The sequence below is a fragment of the Shimia sp. W99 genome, assembly GCF_053851455.3.
Genome location: NZ_JBSQBU020000001.1, coordinates 1,417,327 through 1,435,620, shown reverse-complemented (window position 1 = coordinate 1,435,620; position 18,294 = coordinate 1,417,327). Strand labels below are relative to the sequence as shown.

General features: G+C 60.2%; 18 protein-coding genes. 8 read left to right on the top strand and 10 right to left on the bottom strand.

Translation table 11 applies throughout. The features are described from left to right. Positions 1–35 precede the first annotated feature (35 nt). Together ACS3QZ_RS07085 and ACS3QZ_RS07080 are read left to right on the top strand one after the other, a co-directional pair. Complete coding sequence (locus ACS3QZ_RS07085; RefSeq protein WP_456037197.1) at positions 36–1,235, top strand: multidrug effflux MFS transporter; 1,200 nt, start codon at positions 36–38, stop codon at positions 1,233–1,235. Positions 1,236–1,427: 192 nt separating this feature from the next. Continuing rightward, entirely contained in the window at positions 1,428–2,171 is a 744-nt protein-coding gene (locus tag ACS3QZ_RS07080; RefSeq protein ID WP_456037196.1) for a prephenate dehydrogenase/arogenate dehydrogenase family protein, read from the top strand. Between the two features lie 67 nt (positions 2,172–2,238). Here ACS3QZ_RS07080 and ACS3QZ_RS07075 read toward each other — a convergent pair whose 3' ends face one another. Further along, positions 2,239–2,823: a GcrA family cell cycle regulator gene (locus ACS3QZ_RS07075; RefSeq protein ID WP_456037195.1), complete on the bottom strand. Its 585-nt coding sequence runs from the start codon at positions 2,821–2,823 to the stop codon at positions 2,239–2,241. A 137-nt stretch (positions 2,824–2,960) separates the two neighbouring features. Between ACS3QZ_RS07075 and ACS3QZ_RS07070 the strand changes: the two genes are divergently transcribed. Next, complete coding sequence (locus tag ACS3QZ_RS07070) at positions 2,961–3,761, top strand: ABC transporter permease (protein ID WP_242654829.1); 801 nt, start codon at positions 2,961–2,963, stop codon at positions 3,759–3,761. A gap of 188 nt (positions 3,762–3,949) precedes the next feature. Here the strand turns inward: ACS3QZ_RS07070 and ACS3QZ_RS07065 are convergent, their stop codons facing one another. Both ACS3QZ_RS07065 and gap read right to left on the bottom strand, forming a co-directional pair. Then, the gene (locus tag ACS3QZ_RS07065) at positions 3,950–4,093 is read right to left on the bottom strand and encodes a hypothetical protein (protein ID WP_093095050.1); all 144 of its coding nucleotides are present in this window, start codon (positions 4,091–4,093) and stop codon (positions 3,950–3,952) included. 86 nt (positions 4,094–4,179) lie between these two features. Beyond that, entirely contained in the window at positions 4,180–5,178 is a 999-nt protein-coding gene (gene gap, locus ACS3QZ_RS07060; protein WP_093095047.1) for a type I glyceraldehyde-3-phosphate dehydrogenase, read from the bottom strand. Between the two features lie 370 nt (positions 5,179–5,548). On the opposite strand from gap, the gene ACS3QZ_RS07055 reads away from it, so the two are divergent. The 4 genes from ACS3QZ_RS07055 to ACS3QZ_RS07040 all read left to right on the top strand — a co-directional run bounded on the left by ACS3QZ_RS07055 (position 5,549) and on the right by ACS3QZ_RS07040 (position 10,600). Beyond that, a complete protein-coding gene (locus ACS3QZ_RS07055; protein WP_456037194.1) occupies positions 5,549–7,210 on the top strand; it encodes a hypothetical protein in 1,662 nt (553 codons plus the stop codon). Positions 7,211–7,371: 161 nt separating this feature from the next. Beyond that, complete coding sequence (locus tag ACS3QZ_RS07050; RefSeq protein WP_456037193.1) at positions 7,372–7,830, top strand: (2Fe-2S)-binding protein; 459 nt, start codon at positions 7,372–7,374, stop codon at positions 7,828–7,830. A gap of 3 nt (positions 7,831–7,833) precedes the next feature. Beyond that, positions 7,834–10,074, top strand: a complete 2,241-nt coding sequence (locus ACS3QZ_RS07045; protein ID WP_456037192.1) for a xanthine dehydrogenase family protein molybdopterin-binding subunit — start codon at positions 7,834–7,836, stop codon at positions 10,072–10,074. A 142-nt stretch (positions 10,075–10,216) separates the two neighbouring features. Next, positions 10,217–10,600 carry a response regulator gene (locus tag ACS3QZ_RS07040; RefSeq protein WP_456037191.1) on the top strand — a complete coding sequence of 128 codons (384 nt, stop codon included), beginning with the start codon at positions 10,217–10,219 and terminating at the stop codon, positions 10,598–10,600. A 3-nt stretch (positions 10,601–10,603) separates the two neighbouring features. Here ACS3QZ_RS07040 and ACS3QZ_RS07035 read toward each other — a convergent pair whose 3' ends face one another. The 3 genes from ACS3QZ_RS07035 to ACS3QZ_RS07025 form a co-directional block, all read right to left on the bottom strand. Then, a complete protein-coding gene (locus ACS3QZ_RS07035) occupies positions 10,604–10,978 on the bottom strand; it encodes an Hpt domain-containing protein (RefSeq protein WP_110680264.1) in 375 nt (124 codons plus the stop codon). Then, entirely contained in the window at positions 10,975–12,345 is a 1,371-nt protein-coding gene (locus tag ACS3QZ_RS07030; protein ID WP_456037190.1) for a sensor histidine kinase, read from the bottom strand. Before ACS3QZ_RS07030 ends, ACS3QZ_RS07035 begins: the two co-directional genes overlap by 4 nt. A 179-nt stretch (positions 12,346–12,524) precedes the next feature. Continuing rightward, entirely contained in the window at positions 12,525–12,908 is a 384-nt protein-coding gene (locus ACS3QZ_RS07025; protein ID WP_456037189.1) for a hypothetical protein, read from the bottom strand. Between the two features lie 539 nt (positions 12,909–13,447). On the opposite strand from ACS3QZ_RS07025, the gene ACS3QZ_RS07020 reads away from it, so the two are divergent. After that, positions 13,448–14,035, top strand: coding sequence for an acyl-homoserine-lactone synthase (locus ACS3QZ_RS07020; RefSeq protein WP_093095029.1), 588 nt, complete (start codon positions 13,448–13,450; stop codon positions 14,033–14,035). Positions 14,036–14,093: 58 nt separating this feature from the next. Here the strand turns inward: ACS3QZ_RS07020 and ACS3QZ_RS07015 are convergent, their stop codons facing one another. The 4 genes from ACS3QZ_RS07015 to ACS3QZ_RS07000 form a co-directional block, all read right to left on the bottom strand. Beyond that, positions 14,094–15,173: a response regulator transcription factor gene (locus tag ACS3QZ_RS07015; RefSeq protein ID WP_093095026.1), complete on the bottom strand. Its 1,080-nt coding sequence runs from the start codon at positions 15,171–15,173 to the stop codon at positions 14,094–14,096. A gap of 279 nt (positions 15,174–15,452) precedes the next feature. Further along, the gene (gene cobF / locus ACS3QZ_RS07010) at positions 15,453–16,205 is read right to left on the bottom strand and encodes a precorrin-6A synthase (deacetylating) (protein WP_456037188.1); all 753 of its coding nucleotides are present in this window, start codon (positions 16,203–16,205) and stop codon (positions 15,453–15,455) included. A 41-nt stretch (positions 16,206–16,246) separates the two neighbouring features. Beyond that, the gene (gene cobA, locus ACS3QZ_RS07005) at positions 16,247–16,969 is read right to left on the bottom strand and encodes a uroporphyrinogen-III C-methyltransferase (RefSeq protein WP_456037187.1); all 723 of its coding nucleotides are present in this window, start codon (positions 16,967–16,969) and stop codon (positions 16,247–16,249) included. Beyond that, the gene (locus ACS3QZ_RS07000) at positions 16,966–18,276 is read right to left on the bottom strand and encodes a cobyrinic acid a,c-diamide synthase CobB (protein WP_456037186.1); all 1,311 of its coding nucleotides are present in this window, start codon (positions 18,274–18,276) and stop codon (positions 16,966–16,968) included. The genes cobA and ACS3QZ_RS07000 overlap by 4 nt, the downstream gene beginning before the upstream one ends. Positions 18,277–18,294 lie beyond the last annotated feature (18 nt).

Here is an 18,294-nt window from a genome sequence, read left to right as displayed (position 1 = left end):
GGGCAAGGGGCCCGGTCCGTGACAGAAAGGGCGTCATGATAACCGCCGCCCGTACCCCACCGCATGTGACGACGCTGGTCCTTTTGACCGCGATGTCGGTGGTATCGCTCAACATGTTCCTGCCATCACTGGCCCATATCGCCGAAGATTTTGATGTGCCCTATGGCGTCGCGAACCTGTCGATTGCGGGATACCTCGCGGTAACGGCCGCGTTGCAGCTGATCATGGGGCCGTTGTCGGACAGGTATGGACGGCGCCCGGTGCTTCTTGTCGGATTGGCGATTTTCGTTTTGGCCTCAGTCGGGGCGCTGCTGGCTCAGGATATCCGGGTTTTCCTGGGCTTTCGCATGGCGCAGGGTACCGTGATCGGTGCCATGGCGATCAGCCGGGCGATGGTGCGCGACCAGTTCGACGCGCGTGAGGCGGCCAGCCTTCTGGGCTATATCTCGATGGCCATGGCGGTGGCACCCATGACGGGGCCAATGCTGGGCGGGGTGCTGGATCAGGTCTTTGGCTGGCGGGCGAATTTCGTGTTTTTTGCGTTGGCGGGGGCCGGGTTGTTCATCCTCGCCTGGGCCGATCTGGGCGAGACCAATAGCTCGCCTTCGAAGACAATTCTGTCGCAGTTCCGCACCTACCCGGAGCTGTTCCGGTCGCGTCGATTCTGGGGGTATGCGATCTGTATCACCTTCTCGCTAGGGGCTTTCTATGTCTACGTCGCCGGGGCGGCGCTGGTCGGGGCAATGGTGTTTGGCCTGTCGACGGCCCAGATTGGCGTGACGGTTGGCGCGATCACCATGGGCTTTGCGCTGGGCAGTTTCCTGTCTGGGCGCATGGCGCGGCGGCATCCTTTGTTCGTCACCGTGCTTGCCGGACGGCTGGCTGCGACCCTTGGGCTGTGTCTTGGGGTTGTGTTGGTTCTGAGTGGGCTGGTGCATCCGGTGAGCTACGTGGGCTGCGTGATGTTCGTGGGATTTGGCAACGGGCTGACCATGCCCGCGGCCGGCAGCGGTGTGATGTCGGTGCGTCCGCAACTGGCAGGCAGTGCCTCGGGACTGTCGGGCGCGATGAGCGTGGCCGGGGGCGCCGTGCTGACATGGATGGCGGGATCTCTGCTGACGCCAGAGAACGGTGCATTGGCGCTTTTGCTGATCATGCTCTTGAGTGTGGCCATATCGCTTGTGGCAGCACTTTATGTGCGTTGGGTAGACCTGCGTGACCCGCTCCCGGCTTGACGAACCACATTGGCGCATGGCATGAGCAGGTCATGACACTGAACCGCCTCATCTCTGTTGTGTATTATCCCCTGACCACATAGTGGCGGGGCTTTTATCATGTTCAACCGCCGCCTGACCGGGGGTTGATGAGAGGCAAACATTGACAAATCGACATCCCGCGATGCGCGGCCCAAGGAAAGGGCCCCTGTCATGGGTGTTCACGAAAATCTGTCGCTCGGCCTCGTCGGCTTTGGCGCATTTGGCAAGCTTGTGGCGCGTGAGCTTGGCGCGCATTTCGATCTGGTTGTGAGTGATCCGGCCTATGTCGGCGCGGTGCTTGAGGACGGGCGCGCCTTTGCCATGGGGGAGCTGGAAGAGATCGCGGCTTGCGACGTGGTGGTGCTTGCCGTGCCGGTGGCGCGGATGGCGCATCTGTGTGAGAAGCTGGGGCCTATGTTGCGCCCGGGGACCCTGGTGCTGGATGTGGGATCGGTCAAGCTTGGTCCGATGCAGGTCATGGAAGAGCACCTGCCGCGTGACGTGGAAATTATCGGTACGCATCCGCTCTTTGGTCCGCAAAGCGCACAGGGCGGCGTTGCCGGGCGCAAGATTGCGCTCTGTCCCCTGCGCGGCACACGGTGGCGAGTCGTGGCGGCGTTTCTGCGGCGGCTGGGGTTGGAGGTGATCGTGACGACCCCCGAAGCCCATGATCGCGACGCGGCAACTGTGCAGGGGCTGACCCACCTGATTGCCAAAGTGCTGAGCGACCTGGGACCGTTGCCGGAACGGATGACCACGGCGAGCTTTGATCTGTTGCGGGATGCGATTGCCATGGTGAAGGATGATCCACCCACGGTGCTGCATGCGATAGAGGCCGCGAACCCGTTTGCCGCAGAGGTGCGCGATGCGTTTTTTGCCCGCGCGGAAAAGGTGCGCGCCCAGTTCGAGGCGTGATCCAAAGGAAAACCCCGGGCCGTCGCCCGGGGTTTGCAGGATTTGTTCGGGAGCGGCCCGGGGCCGCTCAGCGCTTGCGGTCGCGGCGTGCACTCATCGGCTGGAAGGCGACGCCGACATGGGCTTCGCAATAGGGTTTGCCCGCCTGCACAGGGAGGCCGCAGAACCAGAAATCCGGCGTCGCCGGGTCGCCCACGGGCCATTTGCAGGTGCGTTCGGTCAGTTCCATCAGCGACAGCTTCTTCGCCGTCTTTTCAACCTCGTTGACCTTGGCGAGAGCCTCGGGGCTGATCTCGTTGGCCGAAGGCTGCGGCGGCAGGGGCTGACCGGCAGGAATAATGGCCTTGCGCATCGGCTGCGCCGGACGCGCGGCGACCGCCGGTTCGGTTTTTGGTTCGGGTTTGGCCTCGGCCTCGGGTTTGGGTTTTGGCGCGGGTTTGGGTTCGGGCGCGGGTTTGGGCTTGGCCTCTGCCTTGGGCTTGGCTTCGGCCTTGGCGCCGCCGGAGGTTCGGTTGGACAGGCCAAGCCGGTGCACCTTGCCAATAACCGCGTTGCGGGTCACGCCACCCAGTTCCTTGGCGATCTGGCTGGCCGACTGGCCTTCGCCCCAAAGTTTCTTCAAAAGCTCTACGCGCTCGTCGGTCCAGGACATCCGTGTTTCCTCAGCTAAAAAGCGGCCCGCATCAGGCCGCCTCTGCATTTCTTGGTCAGGGGCCTATTCTAGCCACCCCATTCGGAGTTACAAGGCCGAGAATCACCCTCAGCCGTGTTCAGGCACAGGAGAAGACGATGAATCAGCTCGATATGGGTGTCAGACGCTTTGGCCGGGTCAATTGGTTGGGGCTTTGGACGCTGATGAGGCGCGAAGTCTTGCGCTTCTGGGTGGTGTGGACGCAGACCCTTCTGGCGCCCCTGGTGACGGCCGGGCTGTTCATGCTGATCTTCTCGATTGCTATTGGCCCGTCACGCGGGGCAGTGATGGGTGTGCCCTTCATCGAGTTCCTCGCACCGGGGATCATGACCATGACGGTCATTCAGAACGCCTTCGCCAATACTTCGTCCTCAATCGTGATTTCCAAGGTCCAGGGAAATATCGTGGATACGCTGATGCCGCCGCTCTCCCCGATGGAAATCGTGGTTGGTTATCTTGCTGGCGCTGTGGCGCGCGGCGTGGTGATTGCTCTGGGGATCACGATTGGGCTCGTGCTTGTGCTGGGAATCGGTGTGGCGCATCCCGTGTGGGCGCTGACATTCGTGACGCTCGGCGGTGCATTGATGGGGAGCGTGGGAATCGTCGCAGGGATCTTCGCCAACAAGTTCGACCAGATGGCGGCGATCACCAACTTCATCGTCACCCCGCTCGCCTTCCTGTCGGGCACTTTCTATTCGGTTTCAGCGCTTCCCGGCGGGCTGCAGGTGCTTACCCGGGTGAACCCGATCTTCTACCTGATTGATGGCGCGCGCTTTGGCGTGATCGGTGTATCCGACAGCGATCCAGTTCTTGGTCTGAGCGTTGTTGCCGGGGTCACACTTGTCGTGTCGGCTTTGGCCTGGCGGATGATCAGAACCGGCTATCGTCTCAAGAGCTGACCGGTCGCGCATGGGTATTTTTGACCATTGAGAAGCAGGAAGGCGTCTTGTTTTCTCAATGGTTTCAAATACCCCGGGGAGTCCCGCGCATTCTGCGCGGGGCGGGGCAGCGCCCCACAGGCTCAGCGTGCTGAGCCGCGCCCAAGCGGGATCGAGCAGCCTGCTGCGATGCATCCAGGGCGGGAGGGCTAGCGCCAGAAGGCGACCCATTCGATCAAGTCAAAGAACTTGCGGGCCAACACCATCGTGGCTTCGCCGTCATTCAGGAGAAGATCTGCGCCCAGCCCGGCGAGGATCAGGACAGCCAGAAAAACAGCGATAGGGTTTGTCATGACGCAATGCGCCCCCGGATAGTGGTCAGTCAGGACAGATATGCCCGACCGCCTCCGGGGGCGCAAGCGTTGTGGAGAGGATGGGTTCAGAGGCGACCCATCAGTGCAGCTACGTCCGCCATGCGGGCCGAGAAGCCCCATTCGTTGTCATACCAGGCCAGCACACGCACGAGACGGCCACCGATGACCTTGGTCTGGTCAGCTGCGAAGGTGGAGCTTTCGGTGGTGTGGTTGAAGTCGATCGACACCAGCGGCGCCTCGTTATAGCCCAATACGCCTTTCATCGGGCCGGCGGCGGCCTCGGCCATGACTGCGTTCACGTCGGCCTCGGTCACGTCCTTGCCCGCGGTGAAGGTCAGGTCCACAGCTGAAACGTTCGGTGTGGGAACACGGATTGCCGAGCCGTCGAGTTTGCCTTTGAGTTCGGGCAGTACTTCGCCAAGCGCCTTGGCGGCACCGGTCGAGGTGGGGATCATCGACATCGCTGCTGCACGGGCGCGATAGAGGTCCTTGTGGCGGCGGTCGAGCGTCGGCTGGTCGCCGGTATAGGCGTGGATCGTGGTCATGATCCCGGATTCGATGCCGAAGGCATTGTTGAGAACCTTGGCCACCGGTGCGAGGCAGTTGGTGGTGCAGGAGCCGTTCGAGATCATCGTGTCGCCGGCTTCCAGAGTTTCCTCGTTCACACCGAAGACGATGGTCTTGTCCACGTTCTTGCCAGGAGCAGACAGAAGCACTTTCTTGGCGCCGCGTTCCAGGTGTTTCTTAGCCTTTTCGCCATCGTTGAATTTGCCGGTGCATTCCAGCACCACGTCGACACCGCCCCAGTCCAACTCGTCCATGTCATAGGTCGAGTACATCTCGATCGGGCCGCGGCCCACGTCGAGGGTGCCGTCGCCGATCGTCACCTCGTTGGCAAAGCGGCCATGGACGCTGTCATAGCGGATCAGGTGGGCTGCGGTTTCCACAGGGCCGGTAGCGTTCAGCTTGACGACCTTGACGTCGTCGCGCGCTGCTTCGGCGATGTGCATGAGGGTGCAGCGGCCAATCCGGCCGAATCCGTTAATACCAACGGTAACAGTCATGATGTTCTCCTGACCAATATCAGATGCGTGTTCGATTTGGGGGTTTCCTATAGTGAACAGTGGTTGGGGGGAAAGGGCGAAATCACCAAGGAATGAAGGTGTTAGCGTTAAATGTGGCGGCGTGACGCCCGGTGGCGCTAACGATCGCGCTGTCGCTGCGGGCTTTGCCTCATTCAAGGATGCTTCGCTGCCCACAAATGCTCCATGCGCAAGCTTCGGGCAGGACTTGTGACAAAAATCCCCCTCGGTCAGACGCGCAGGCTGGCCCGACGATGGAAATGGGGCTAAAGCTTGGGGGATCGGGAGGGAATGGCGATTATTGCGCCATCGCGGGTCTGACCCGAAGGCTCTTTGAAGGAAGTGAATGATTATGTCTGATGTTTTGAGTTTTGACCGGCGTGCCCTGAGTCTTGCAGCCGTCCTTGTGGGAGCCACCGGCGTCGCCGCGCCGGGGTGGGCTGATGGGGCCGGGAGCGGTGCGGTCGCGAAGTCGCCCTTGGAGCAGCACTATCGCCACCAGTTCAACTTCCCCACCGGCGTTGTTCTTCCCAAGGGCGCCTTGGACACGTGGATCGGGGCGCTTCACACGATACCGGGCACCAACACAAATTCGACCGGGACCGGGAACCAGTTTTATTTCGGTGGTTTTCAATACGGGATTGCCGATCGGTTTCAGGCCGGACTGTCCTATTCGCTGTTTCAGGATCCGCCGCCAAAACCGATCAACGGCAGTATTCCCCCGATCCGGGTGGAGGTGCTGGCCCTGAGCGGTGCCTATCAGTTCGTCGATACCGGGAGCTGGAAAATTGCGGCGGAAGCGTCGATCGAGCATGCCCTGTTCGAAGGGTTGAACGGCAACGCCGCCGATGAATTCCGGGGGGCAATCGGCGCGCTGAACGTGCCGATCAGCTATGTGCCGAATGATCAGTGGATGTTCACGGTCACGCCGGGGGTGTCTTTTCTGCCGGACAAGATGGGAGGCGTGCCGCTTTATGGCACGCTTGGCTATATCGGGGCGGGAGTGAACTGGAAGCCGTCTCTGCGCTGGAGCGCCTATGGCTCGGTTACGGTGCCGGTGACCGGGAACAATACGATCCGCCAGTCCGGTGCGATGGACCGGGAGCCCGTCTGGACAGTGGGTGCGCGTTATAACGTGTCGCCCAAGACGGCATTGGATTTCTTTGCCACCAATGGCATGGGCGTGACACCGGCCACGCGGGCACTGACCTTCTTCCCGGATGGCGATACGACGCTGATCGGCGCGACGATGACATGGACGCCCGGCACCGGGCCGGGATACCGCCCCAATTACCGTGGGTTGTCGGGAGAGCCGCTGACCCGGCGCCAGACCGATCTGCAGTTGGACGGGTTCACGCTGAGTTCACCGGACACGATGACGCCGGGCACCTTTGCTGTCACCGGGTTTGGCGGATCGCAGGGTAGCTATGGCGGTGGGTTCAAGATCAGCCCCGATTACGATTTCCAGGTCGAGGTGGCTTATGAGAAGCGCGCCGATGACGGCACGACGGGCGCCAAGGTGCCCAGCACGGACGCGGTCTGGCTGGTTGGGGGAAGCGCGCGCTTCATGGACCAGAACAACGGCAGCCCGTTCTCGCTGGCGGTCAAACTGCTGATGGGGCGGGATACCAGCGCCAACCTGAATGGCACATTCTATGCCGGGTTGCCGATGTCCTACAAATCATCGAGCCGGCTGGCCTTCATGGCCGAGCCCAAGGTTTCAGCCTGGGGCCAGAACGAGTTTTTCGGCTTTGGTCTGGGGGTGAATTTCGAAGTGGCGAACGGGTTGAACGCGATTGCCGAGGTGACACCGGTTGCAGGGGATGCGGACGAGACTGTGTGGGCTGCGGGCCTGCGCTATCACGTGCCACGGTCACCATTGAGCCTGGAGTTGAGCGCGAGCAACGCAATTGGGCGCTATGGCCATGGCACGCTGATTGGACAGGACGACACCAAGGTGACACTAGGCGGGACATTGGTGTTCGATGGGAGATCCATGAAGTTCTGGAATTGATTCCAGTGAGTTAAAAGGGGCGCCGAAGGCATTTCCTGTGGGCGCCCCTTTTTGCGTTTGGCGCTATCTGTAGGTATTATGGCACGATCTGCGAGTTGAATTTGCCCAATCCTGCTTATGTTTCATCTCAGAACCAGAGCGCAGCGAACGGGAGAGCCAATTTGGAATTGATCGTGGATGGTCAGCGTCATGAAGTGGATGTCGAAGAGGACATGCCGCTTTTGTGGGTGCTGCGGGACGAACTTGGCATCAAGGGTGTGAAATACGGCTGCGGGATCGCGGCCTGTGGAGCGTGCACCGTTCATATCAACGGCGAGGCGGTCCGGTCCTGTCAGACATGGGTATCGGACGTGGACGGGCCGGTGACGACCATTCAGGGGCTGGGTCAGCCCGGAGCGCTGCACGCGGTGCAGGAGGCCTGGATCGAGTTGCAGGTCGCGCAGTGCGGCTATTGCCAGTCAGGGCAGGTGATGCAGGCGGCGGCTCTGCTTGAGCAGACGCCGATGCCGAGTGATGCCGAGATTGACGAGGCCATGTCGGGCAACCTGTGCCGTTGCGGCACCTATCCACGTATTCGCGCGGCGGTAAAGCTTGCCGCGCAGAAGGCACAGGGGGCCTGATCCATGGGAAAAGTTGGCAAGATTGCACGACGGTCGTTCCTGATTGGGTCAGCGGCTGTTCTGGGGGGGGTGGCTTTCGGTGTATACCGGGTCAAGACACCTTATGCGAACCCGCTTGAGAATGGACTGACCGCCGGGGCGGCGACCTTCAACCCATGGGTGGTGATTGACGGCGAAAAGATTACGCTTATCGGTCCGCATGGAGACAAGGGGCAGGGTGTCGCCCATTCACAGGCGCTTTTGATCGCCGAGGAAATGGACCTTGAACTGGGGCAGTTCGAGACCAGCTTCGGCAAGCCAGACAAAGCCTATTGGAATACCGCTATGGCCGAGGAGGGCGTCCCCTTCATGGCCACGGATACTGGGATGGTGGCCGAGTCCATGCGCGGAGTCATGGGCGGGGTGATGAAACTCATCGGGCTACAAGGCACCGGGGGATCGACCTCGATGCCGGACAGCTTTGACAAGCTGCGGCGGGCCGGGGCCATTGCGCGGGAAACGCTCAAGGCGGCAGCGGCACAGGAAACCGGGATCAACACCACGGCGCTCAAAACCGAAGCCGGCCATGTGGTCCTGCCGGATGGGCGCAAGCTGTCCTACCAGTCGCTTGCCGGGGCTGCGGCCGGGATCGAACCGGTGACGAAGGTTACGTTGCGCAGGCCGGACCAATGGCGCTTGATCGGCAAGCCGACGCAGCGGCTTGATATCGTGGCCAAGTCCACGGGTACACAGATTTATGGAATCGACGTTGAAATTCCCGGCGCGGTGAAGGCGGCGGTGCAGACCAATCCGCGCCAGGGCGGCGGATTGAACAGTTTTGACGCGTCTCAGGCGCGCAGCATGCGGGGCGTGAAAGATGTGGTCGAAGTGACCGGCGGTATCGCGGTGATTGCGGACAACACCTGGCGGGCGATTAGGGCCGCCGAGGCGGTTGAATGCGATTGGGGCAAGGCGCCATATCCGTCCGAGCAGGACGGGCATTGGGCGGCGATCGAAGCTTCGTTTTCTGAGGACAAGCTGGACAAGACCTGGCGCGATGAGGGGGATGTGGATGCAGCTCTGAGTTCCGGCGCGGAGGTCGAGGCCGAATACCGCGTGCCATATGTGGCACATGCGCCGCTGGAGCCATTGAACGCGACCGTACTGGTGGAAGAAGACGGCGTAACGGTGTGGACGGGTCACCAGTTTCCGCGCCTGCTGCAGCAACTGGTTGGCGCGATCACAGGGCATGATGCCGAGCAGGTCAATTTCATCAATCACTACATGGGTGGAAGCTTTGGCCACCGGCTCGAGTTCGAGCATGTCAAGCAGGCGGCCGAGATTGCCAGCAAAATGCGCGGCACGCCGGTCAAGCTGACGTATTCGCGCGAGGAAGATTTCGCGCATGATTTCCCACGTCATCCGGGCATGGCAAGGGCGCGTGGCGCAGTGCGCGACGGTAAGGTCGAGGCGCTGGACCTGCAGGTCGCAATGCCGTCGGTGACAACGTCGCAGATGGGGCGGGCCGGGTTGCCGGTGCCGGGGCCGGACAGCCAGATTGCCGCGGGTGCGTGGAACAACCCCTATGGCCTGCCGCATTTCCGCATGCGGGCCTACCGCGTGGAGGAATTGGCGCCGGTGTCGTCATGGCGCTCGGTTGGTGCCTCGGCGGGCGGGTTCTTCTTCGATTGCGCGCTGGACGAACTGATCCATGCCGCCGGAGCGGACCCGATGGAGGAACGTATTCGCCTGATGCAGCATGAGGTAAGCCGCAAAGTGCTTGAGGCAGTGGCTGAGATGTCAGACTGGGGTAGCCCGCTGGCGGCGGGAAAGGGGCGCGGAGTTGCCTTTGTCGAGAGTTTCGGCGTGCCTACGGCGGAAGTGATCGAGGTCAGCGCCACGGATGCGGGCATTCGTATTGACAAGGTCTGGGTTGCGGCAGAGGTCGGCACGGTGATTGACCCTGTCAATTTCGAAAACCTTGTTCAGGGGGGCGTTGTCTTTGGCCTTGGTCATGCAATCAATTGCGAGATCACCTATGCCGATGGTATGGCCGAACAGCGCAACTATGACAGCTTCGAAGGGATGCGGCTTTATCAATGTCCCGAGATCGAGGTACGGGGGCTGGAGAACGGCGATACAGTGCGCGGAATTGGCGAACCACCAGTGCCGCCGGCGGCACCGGCCCTTGCCAATGCGATCTTTGCAGCCACGGGACAGCGGATTCGCGAATTGCCGCTGTATCACCATATCAATTTCGTGTAAAAGTTGAGTTCCGGAAGTCTGCCGCATGTAAGGGCTGGTCTTCCGGGGCTGACTCTCATTGAGGTCAGCGTGACACAAATCTACTCTTTCGCGCCCGTTCGGGGCGTGACTAGGGTGCAGGCAACAATTGCACGGGGCCGACATGAGCGAACATCGAAAAATCCTGCACGTGGAGGATGACCCGGACATCCGGGAAATCGCCAAGATGGCATTGGTTGATTTCGGCGGGTTTGAACTCTTGCAATGTGAAAACGGAGAAGTGGCGCTGGCACAGGCGGAGAGCTTTGCGCCGGACGTGCTCCTGCTCGACATGATGATGCCGGGCATGACGGGGATTGAGACGCTGGCGGCTCTACGAGAAATCGAGGCTTTCAGAAACACCCCGGCGATCTTCATGACAGCAAAGGACGTGGCGACGGAATACGAGGAAGTTCTCAAGCAGGAAGCGGTAGGGACGATACAGAAACCGTTCGACCCCATTGCTTTGCCGGACCAGATTCGCGCGATTGCCGCGTCGTCGGTGTGACGCTTAGTCTTCGCCCACCGCGCGGCGCAGTTCCTCTGCCACCAGATCCGTTGCCAGAAGGATATCGTACAGCGCCTCTTCGCACAGGCGTGTGCTGCGTCTGGATACGATGACCGCTTCGGCCTGCGCCGCCTGGTTCCCAGCATCTGTCAAGCCGTAGGTGGCGCATATCCCCGCCAGTTTATGGATGGCCGTATGCAACAGGTCGAGTGTCTTGGGACAGTCCCCGCGCGTCAGAAGTATTGCGGTCAAATCTTCCAATTCGGCCTCGCGTGCGGGCAAACCGGACAGGAACTGGACACGCAACTTGGCGAACTTGTCCATGTGACTTGACGGGAAGTGACCGTTGTTGGTTTGGGAGTCGGGGAAATGCATCATTTGCCTGGCCCTTTAATGAGGGGGAACTCTATGTAAAAACGGGTGCCTTTGCCGGGTATGCTGTCGTAGTCAATATGGGCGTTGTGGTCCGTGACAATCTGTTCTGCGATCGACATGCCCAGCCCGGTGCCGTCATGGTCTCGCTTATCCGAACCATCGACCTGGGTGAACTTGCCAAAAACGGCGTCGCGAGAGTTTTCTGGAATGCCGATGCCAAAGTCACGGACTTCGAGAATGGCCAGATCACCCTCCCGGCTTGTGCTGATTTGGACTTCGGAACCGGGTGAGGAAAACTTGATTGCGTTGGACAGCAGGTTGTCGAGAACCTGCATCAGGCGTTCCCGGTCGGCCATGACATGCAGACCCGGATCAGTGCGGGTGATGGACAGGCGGACGTCGAACTTGTCACCATAAGGAGAGTTGGACTGTACCGCGTCGTCCAGCAGGTCGCTCAGTTCCAGTGGTGCGAAATCGTAGGTCATCTTGCTGGATTCCATTTTCTGGATATCCAGCAAGTCATTGATCAGCTTGCTCAGGCGCTGGCTGTTTTTGTGCGCGATGTCGATCATGCGGGCCGCGCTTTGCGGGTTGCCGGTCAGATCGGTGTCGCGCAGAAGACCCAGAGCGCCGTTGATCGAGGTCAGGGGCGTGCGCAATTCGTGGCTTACCACCGAAACGAACTGGGATTTGACCTCGTAGGCATCGCGGGCCTTGTCGCGTTCTGCGCGCAGTTCTTCCAACTGGTCAAGAGCGCGCTGGTAGAGACGCAGGAAGATCATCGAGCATTCCAACACGAAATAGAGCACGAAGATGGCGGTGGCAAAATGCAGCCACATCTTGGAGCCGTAACTGGGACCATGGTTCCAGATATCGTGCGCGGGGATATAGATGAAGAGCGCACCGTAGATGACCAGCCGGACAGCCAGGACCTGTGGCAGCTGATGGTTGTTCACAGCTGCGAAAAGCCCGGCGGCAAAAAGGAAGAACAGCGATGTAAAGTGCTCGGCCGGACCCTCAAGCTCGGCCACGAGCAAGGTAAAGATCGCCACGGCCAGCGAACTAAACGTGTTGGACGCGAATAGCGCCGCCAACAGGCGGCGCGTATGGCGAAAGGAGTGATCTTTTCTGTTGACGACCTTGAGAGATACGGCGCTGTCAAAGATGTCCGCCAGTTGGCACAGAAGGTAGCAAAAGCCTGCGACTGGCAGGCTGTAGTAGAACCCGCACAGCAAAGCGGCGCCGAAATAGATGCCCTGACGCTGCCAGAACAGGGCCAAGCCGCCGCTGGCAAAATCATGGACCTGTTTTTCCAGGCGGTGGGCTTTTTCCACGGTGGGCTTGCCGGTGTGAAAAACGATAGACGACAAGCGCTTCAATGCCCGTCTGACAGGGTGGGCATTGGAATGGCCTTTGGAATAGTCAGTGTGCATTCTGCGTCTACCGGTGTGGGAGGGGCCTTTTGCCCCGCTTATGTGAATTTCGCGTATATCAACATGGGATTATGGCCGAAGCGTGGTCGTGTTTCGGTATGATTTCGATAAGCCGTTCAGTGCATCCAGACAAGTTCGGGCATGTGATAGGTGCGTCCTGAATGGCTCAGGTCAGGCAGCCTGCGTGTGGCGCGGGTAAAGTCGAGCATCATGAACGTTGTGTCGATATGGCTTGTCTTGTGCGGGATGTAGCCGGACTGAGAGAAGGTTCCAGTCGCTTCGACAACATCACCGGGGCGCATTTCGTCCCGGAACCGCGTGATGAGTTCGGAACTGCGCAACGTGAAACAGACCCGTTCGGGATAGGCGTGTCCCGGCGCCTTGGCACCTGTGGTCGGGGCAGGGGACAGATCGATCAGAAGGCGGGGTTCTGGCTCTCGCAGGAACAGGGTTCCGGCAAGCTCACCCTTGACGTGAAAAGTCATGAAATATGGTGTCATGGCATCCTCTTGGCAGCGATCATCTTTGGGTCCGACTGCGGACCGGGTCAGGTTCGAGACTGCCGAGGCAAGGTGGCGAATTCGTGGTCAGGTCTGGGTAATTCCACGAAACTGGGTGCCATACTCTGTTCCGGGGCTCGCCAATTGGGGCGAATTACAGCTCAACTACCGTATAACGGGAAAATTTTCGGGGTGTTTCTGCCACAGTCAGTGCTCCGTCGCGTCAATTTGGACTTTTTTGGGTGGAAAGAACGGCTGTTATGTGTCTCTACTAAAAGAAAAACGTTGAGGCATAGTGTTGGTTTTCGGTTTTCGAATGCGATGTTCGGAATGCTCAGGGGGCGATCTGCCGCCTGTCGAGATGGCATTCGAAGCGTAGGGATCGTGGCAAACACGCTCGGGCTTGTCTGCACACAGGTGCACCGGGTAATCCTGAATTGTCTCGTGAAAATGTGCCCGATTTCGGCTAACCCGGGATCGGAGATGTCGGTAACGCCTGCGGTTCGGACGAAACCTGATACTTGAGGAGAGATGGGGATATGCTGACGACGACCCTGTCCTTTGAAAACATGCACAACCATGGCGAGCTTCTAGTCAAGCTTCTCAAGGCGCGCCGACAGAGTTTCATTGTTCAGAACAACTGGGACCTGCCCGAGGCCGAGGGCATGGAGTATGACCAGTATGATACGCCCGCGAGCCGTTGGATCGCTGTGCATGAGAATGGAGAGGTTCTGGCGGGGATTCGTCTCACGCCAACCACGGCAAAATGCGGTATGTACTCTTATATGATCCGCGATGCGCAGAAGGGAATGCTGGAGTCGATACCGTCGAACCTGTTGTATTTCGAGGCGCCAGTTGATCCGGATATCTGGGAATCGAGCCGCGTATTCATTTCCAACACCGTACCAGCCAAGATGCGCACCAAAGTTCAGGCGCAATTGATGAACCAGTTGATCGAAACAGCGCGTGAACTCGGGGCCAAGAAGGTGCTGGGGTTGGTCCCCGCAGTCTGGTCGCGCTGGATTGGACGACTGGGGTTGCTGGCGGAACCAGCGGGCCCGGTCATGGAGATGGACGGGGCCCGAGTGCAGGTGGCGCTGATGGATCTCGATCACACGCATCACTAATGAAAAAAGCGGCACCATCGAGCGCCGCTTTTGTTTTTTGTTTTATGAAAGGTCGGCGTCAGCTGAACGCCTTCGCGCCCTGATTGGGCGTATCGTCCTCTTGAAGCGCGTCCTGAAGCAGCACTTCATAGGCGCGGCGTTCCATTTCGCTCTGGAAACCAGAGCGGGGACGCACGCGCATGGACTTGCGCAGCATGGCCAATACCTCGCGTTGGTTTTTCACGCGCTGTTCGGCATTGGCCGACGCTTTCTGCAGCGAAAACAGGGCACCTGCGCGTGTAAGCGATCGCATGGCGACGGGTTCGCCGACGCAAATCTTGACGTGTTGGTTTTCCACATGCAGCGAGGGCACGTATTCAAGGCGGCTGTTGAGATCGACCTCGAATTTGGTGTGCGAGAAATCACGGATCCGCGGCACGATGCACAGGAACACGCCATTTCCACGGTACGTTGCCATGGCGTTGTTGTCGCCCAGGACCGAGACGGTTTCGCTGGCGATGTCGGTGAGGATCTGGCGGAAGGCGATATGGCTCACGTTTGAAAAAAGGCGTTCGACAGCGGCGATTTTCACCGCGAAGACCGACGCGCGCAGCAAGGAGCCGCGCGACAGTTGCATGATGTAGTTTTCGAAAGCCACATAGCCGACGACCTGGGTTACGCCAGTGAGTTCGACTGGTTCATTCAGGCTGTGGGCCGTGTTGGTGATCAGGTCGCGCTTGAGGGCGGACATCTCTGAGATGCTGTCACTGACACGCGCCTGTTCTTTGGACAGCTTGTCGGCGACGCTGATACGGCTGAATAGTTCGAGAAAATCGAATGGTTTGGTGACGTAGTCCGTGGCACCGGCCGCAAAAGCACCGTCGATGTATTTCTTCTGCGACATCGCCGTCAGCATGATGATGGGGGTTCGGGAATAGCCTTTCACCTTGCGGATCTTTCCACAAAGCGTGATGCCATCCATGACCGGCATCTGAATGTCGAGAAGAAAGCAGTCAAACGGTGTTTCTTCACGGGCCATGATACGGATCGCTTCGGGGCCCGATGGGGCGGTCATGATCGTGTGTGACGTCTTGGCGGCGACTGCTTCGGTGAGCAGCTCGCGGATGTTTTCGTCATCGTCGACGGCCAGAATTTTCATATCGTCAGCCCTTTCATTGGCTGTTCATTCTGCGGATCAACATAGAACTGAACCTTTACACACACACCGGACCGAAGGGTCTTCGGGCCAGTGCAGGTTAAAGGCTGCTAAAGGAATGCGTCGAGAAATGGGCGAAAGCTTGTTTATTCGAAATTGACACGATAATGCCGTGAATTTTCCACGTCATGACGCCTATTCGCATCAAAAATGGATCGAAAGTGCCTGAATTCAGCACGCTAGACCGTGTCGTTCATGCGAATCGGACGCCAGTTCAGCAGGTCAGTTGCTGCGCATCAGGTAGATATCCATGATCCAGCCATGCTCGGAGCGGGCCTTGGCGCGGGTCTCGACAATCGTTTCGGCGACATCTTGCAGCGGGCCTTGGAGAAGAATTTGCTGGGGCATACCGACATATGCTCCCCACCAGATATGGATGTCATTTGCGGGGAGGGTCTGAAAGGCGCAGTCGCCATCAAGCATGACGGCCACTGTAGCGGCGTCAGACGGCCAGCCCAGCATGCGCAGGTTGCGCCCGGTGGTGATCTGTACGGCACCAGCGAGCGTGTTGAGCGGGATGGCGTGGGCGGCGGTGAGCATTTGCAGTGATGTGATGCCCGGTACAACAGACACGTCAAAGGTCAGCCCGCGAGCACGCAAGCGATCGGCGATGCGCAGCGTGGAATCGTAGAGCGAGGGGTCGCCCCAGACCATGAGTGCCACATGGCCGTCACCGGGAGCATGTTCGCGGATCAGCGCGCTCCAGATTTCGGCCAGCGCGTCATGCCAGGTGTTTACCCCGTCGAGGTACTTTGGCGTATTGGCGTCGCGCACGGGATAGTCGAATTCGACAGTCTTTGGCGTCGTTTTGAGAATGTCGTTCGCAATCATCCTGCGAAGATCGGCCAGTTCGGTTTTCTCGTCTCCCTTGCGCGGCAACAGGATCAGGTCGGCGCCTTCCAGCATGCGGATGGCTTGCAGGGTGAGATGGTCGGGGTTGCCCGATCCGATGCCGACGAGAGAGAGGGTGCGCATTGAAGTGCCTCCGGGAGACGTATTTGCGGGACGGTGAAAGGTCAGGTGCTTTCGGCCAGTTCCCCGAACAGGATCAGGCCCGGCGCGTTCGAGATGGTTTCCGAGAGCTGGGTGGCCAGTTCCTCCATCGTGCTGCGCTGCAGGGTCTGGTCAGGGTGGCTGACATTTTCAGCAAGGAGCGCAGGGCAGTCGCGGCGCAGGCCCGTGGCAAAGAGCTTCTCTGCAAGAGCCGGAAAAGTTCGTTTGGGCATGAACAGGACGGTGGTGGCACCGGGATCGGCGAGGGATTGCAGGTGCAGGTCTCCGGGCAGGGCTCCGGCGACATCATGGCCGGTGACAAACTGGACCCGGCGCGCAACGAGGCGGCGGGTGAGCGGGATTTGCGCTGCTGCGGCGGCAGCGCAGGCCGAAGTGACGCCGGGGATGATTTCAAAGTTGATTCCGGCGGCGCGCAGGGCGTCGATCTCTTCCTCGAGTCGCCCGAAAATGCCGCTGTCCCCGGATTTCAGGCGTACGACATGGCCACCCGCCTTGGCATAGTCGACGAGAAGCTGGCTGACATGGTCCTGCTTTGGCGAGGGGCGACCGGCGCGTTTGCCGACACCGACAAGATCGGCCTCGGGGGACGCGTATTCGAGGATCGGCCCCGAAGAAAGGTCGTCAAACAGGATGGCGTCGGCCTTTTTCAAACGGTCAACGGCCTTGAGTGTCAATAGTTCCGGGTCGCCGGGGCCGGAGCCGACGAAACTGACAAATCCGCTCATGCGCTTGCCTCTGCTATCAGGTGGAAGAAGGTACCGGTGGTGAGGCCGCGTACGGAGCCGGTTTCGGGAACCGGGTTTCCGTCTGCATCGCCCACCTGCGCCAGGGGCGCGTCGGGTTCCTCCAGGATGGTGGAGTAGTGGAATTCGTGACCTCGGAGCCGGGCGCCACCGGCAAAGCCGGGCATGGGGGCCAGTAGCGTGGCCTGCCGATAGCCAAGGTGGAACTTGCGCTTTTCGTAAGACGTTACAAGGCCGAGTAGCCCGGCCATCTGGTGACGGGTGCCGTCCTTGTCGATCAGGGCTTCTCCCAACGCCATGTAGCCACCGCACTCGCCATGTACGGGCTTGGTCTGAGCGTGAGTGCGCAGTCCTTCGAGGTAGGCGGTGTTGGCAGCAAGGGTGCCTGCATGGAGCTCAGGATAGCCTCCGGGAAGCCAGACGAGATCGGCGTTTGGAGCGGGGGCTTCATTGGCCAGCGGCGAGAAGGGCAGAATTTCTGCGCCGGCGTTGCGCCATCCGGTCAGGACATGTGGATAGGTGAAGGAAAAGGCCGCGTCCTGGGCCAGTGCGATGCGTTGGGCCGGGGGCTTGGGCAGGGTGCCGGTCGCGGCGGGGCCCGCCTTGGCCGCAGCCTTGATCGCGTCGATATCGACATGTTCTCGCAGGAAGGCGGCATAGCCCCGGATCGCCTGTTCGAGATCGGGGTGCTCGACCGCCTGAATGAGACCGAGATGGCGCTCTGGCAGGGTCAGGTCGCCACGCCGGGGCAGCACCCCGAGCACGTTGATCCCGGCCTGATCCATGCCGAGGCGGGCCAGCCGCTCGTGGCGCGGTGAAGCGCAGCGGTTGAGGATCACCCCGGCAAAGGGCAGATCGGGGTTGTAGGATTTGAAACCGAGCGCCGTGGCGGCTGCGGATTGCGCCTGACCGCCGACATCAATCACTAGCACGACCGGCCAGCCCATTTTCAGAGTGGTTTCCGCCGAAGAGCCAAAGCCGCTTTCGCCGCGTGTGGCCACGCCGTCAAACAGGCCCATGGAGCCTTCGGCAATGATGATGTCAGCGCCTGATGATTGCTGTGAGATCCCGCCGATCAGGTCTTCGTGCATGGCCCAGGTGTCGATGTTGAAGGCCGGCCGGTGCGCTGCGGCGCGGTGAAAGGCGGGATCGATATAGTCCGGACCGGATTTGAAGGGCTGGACCGCGAGCCCGTCTTCGGCCAGCGCACGTAAGAGGCCGAGCATGACCGTGGTCTTGCCGGTGCCGGAAGAAGGGGCGGAGATCAGGAGGCCGGGGGCGGTGGTCATTTTCTTGCGGACCTTGCA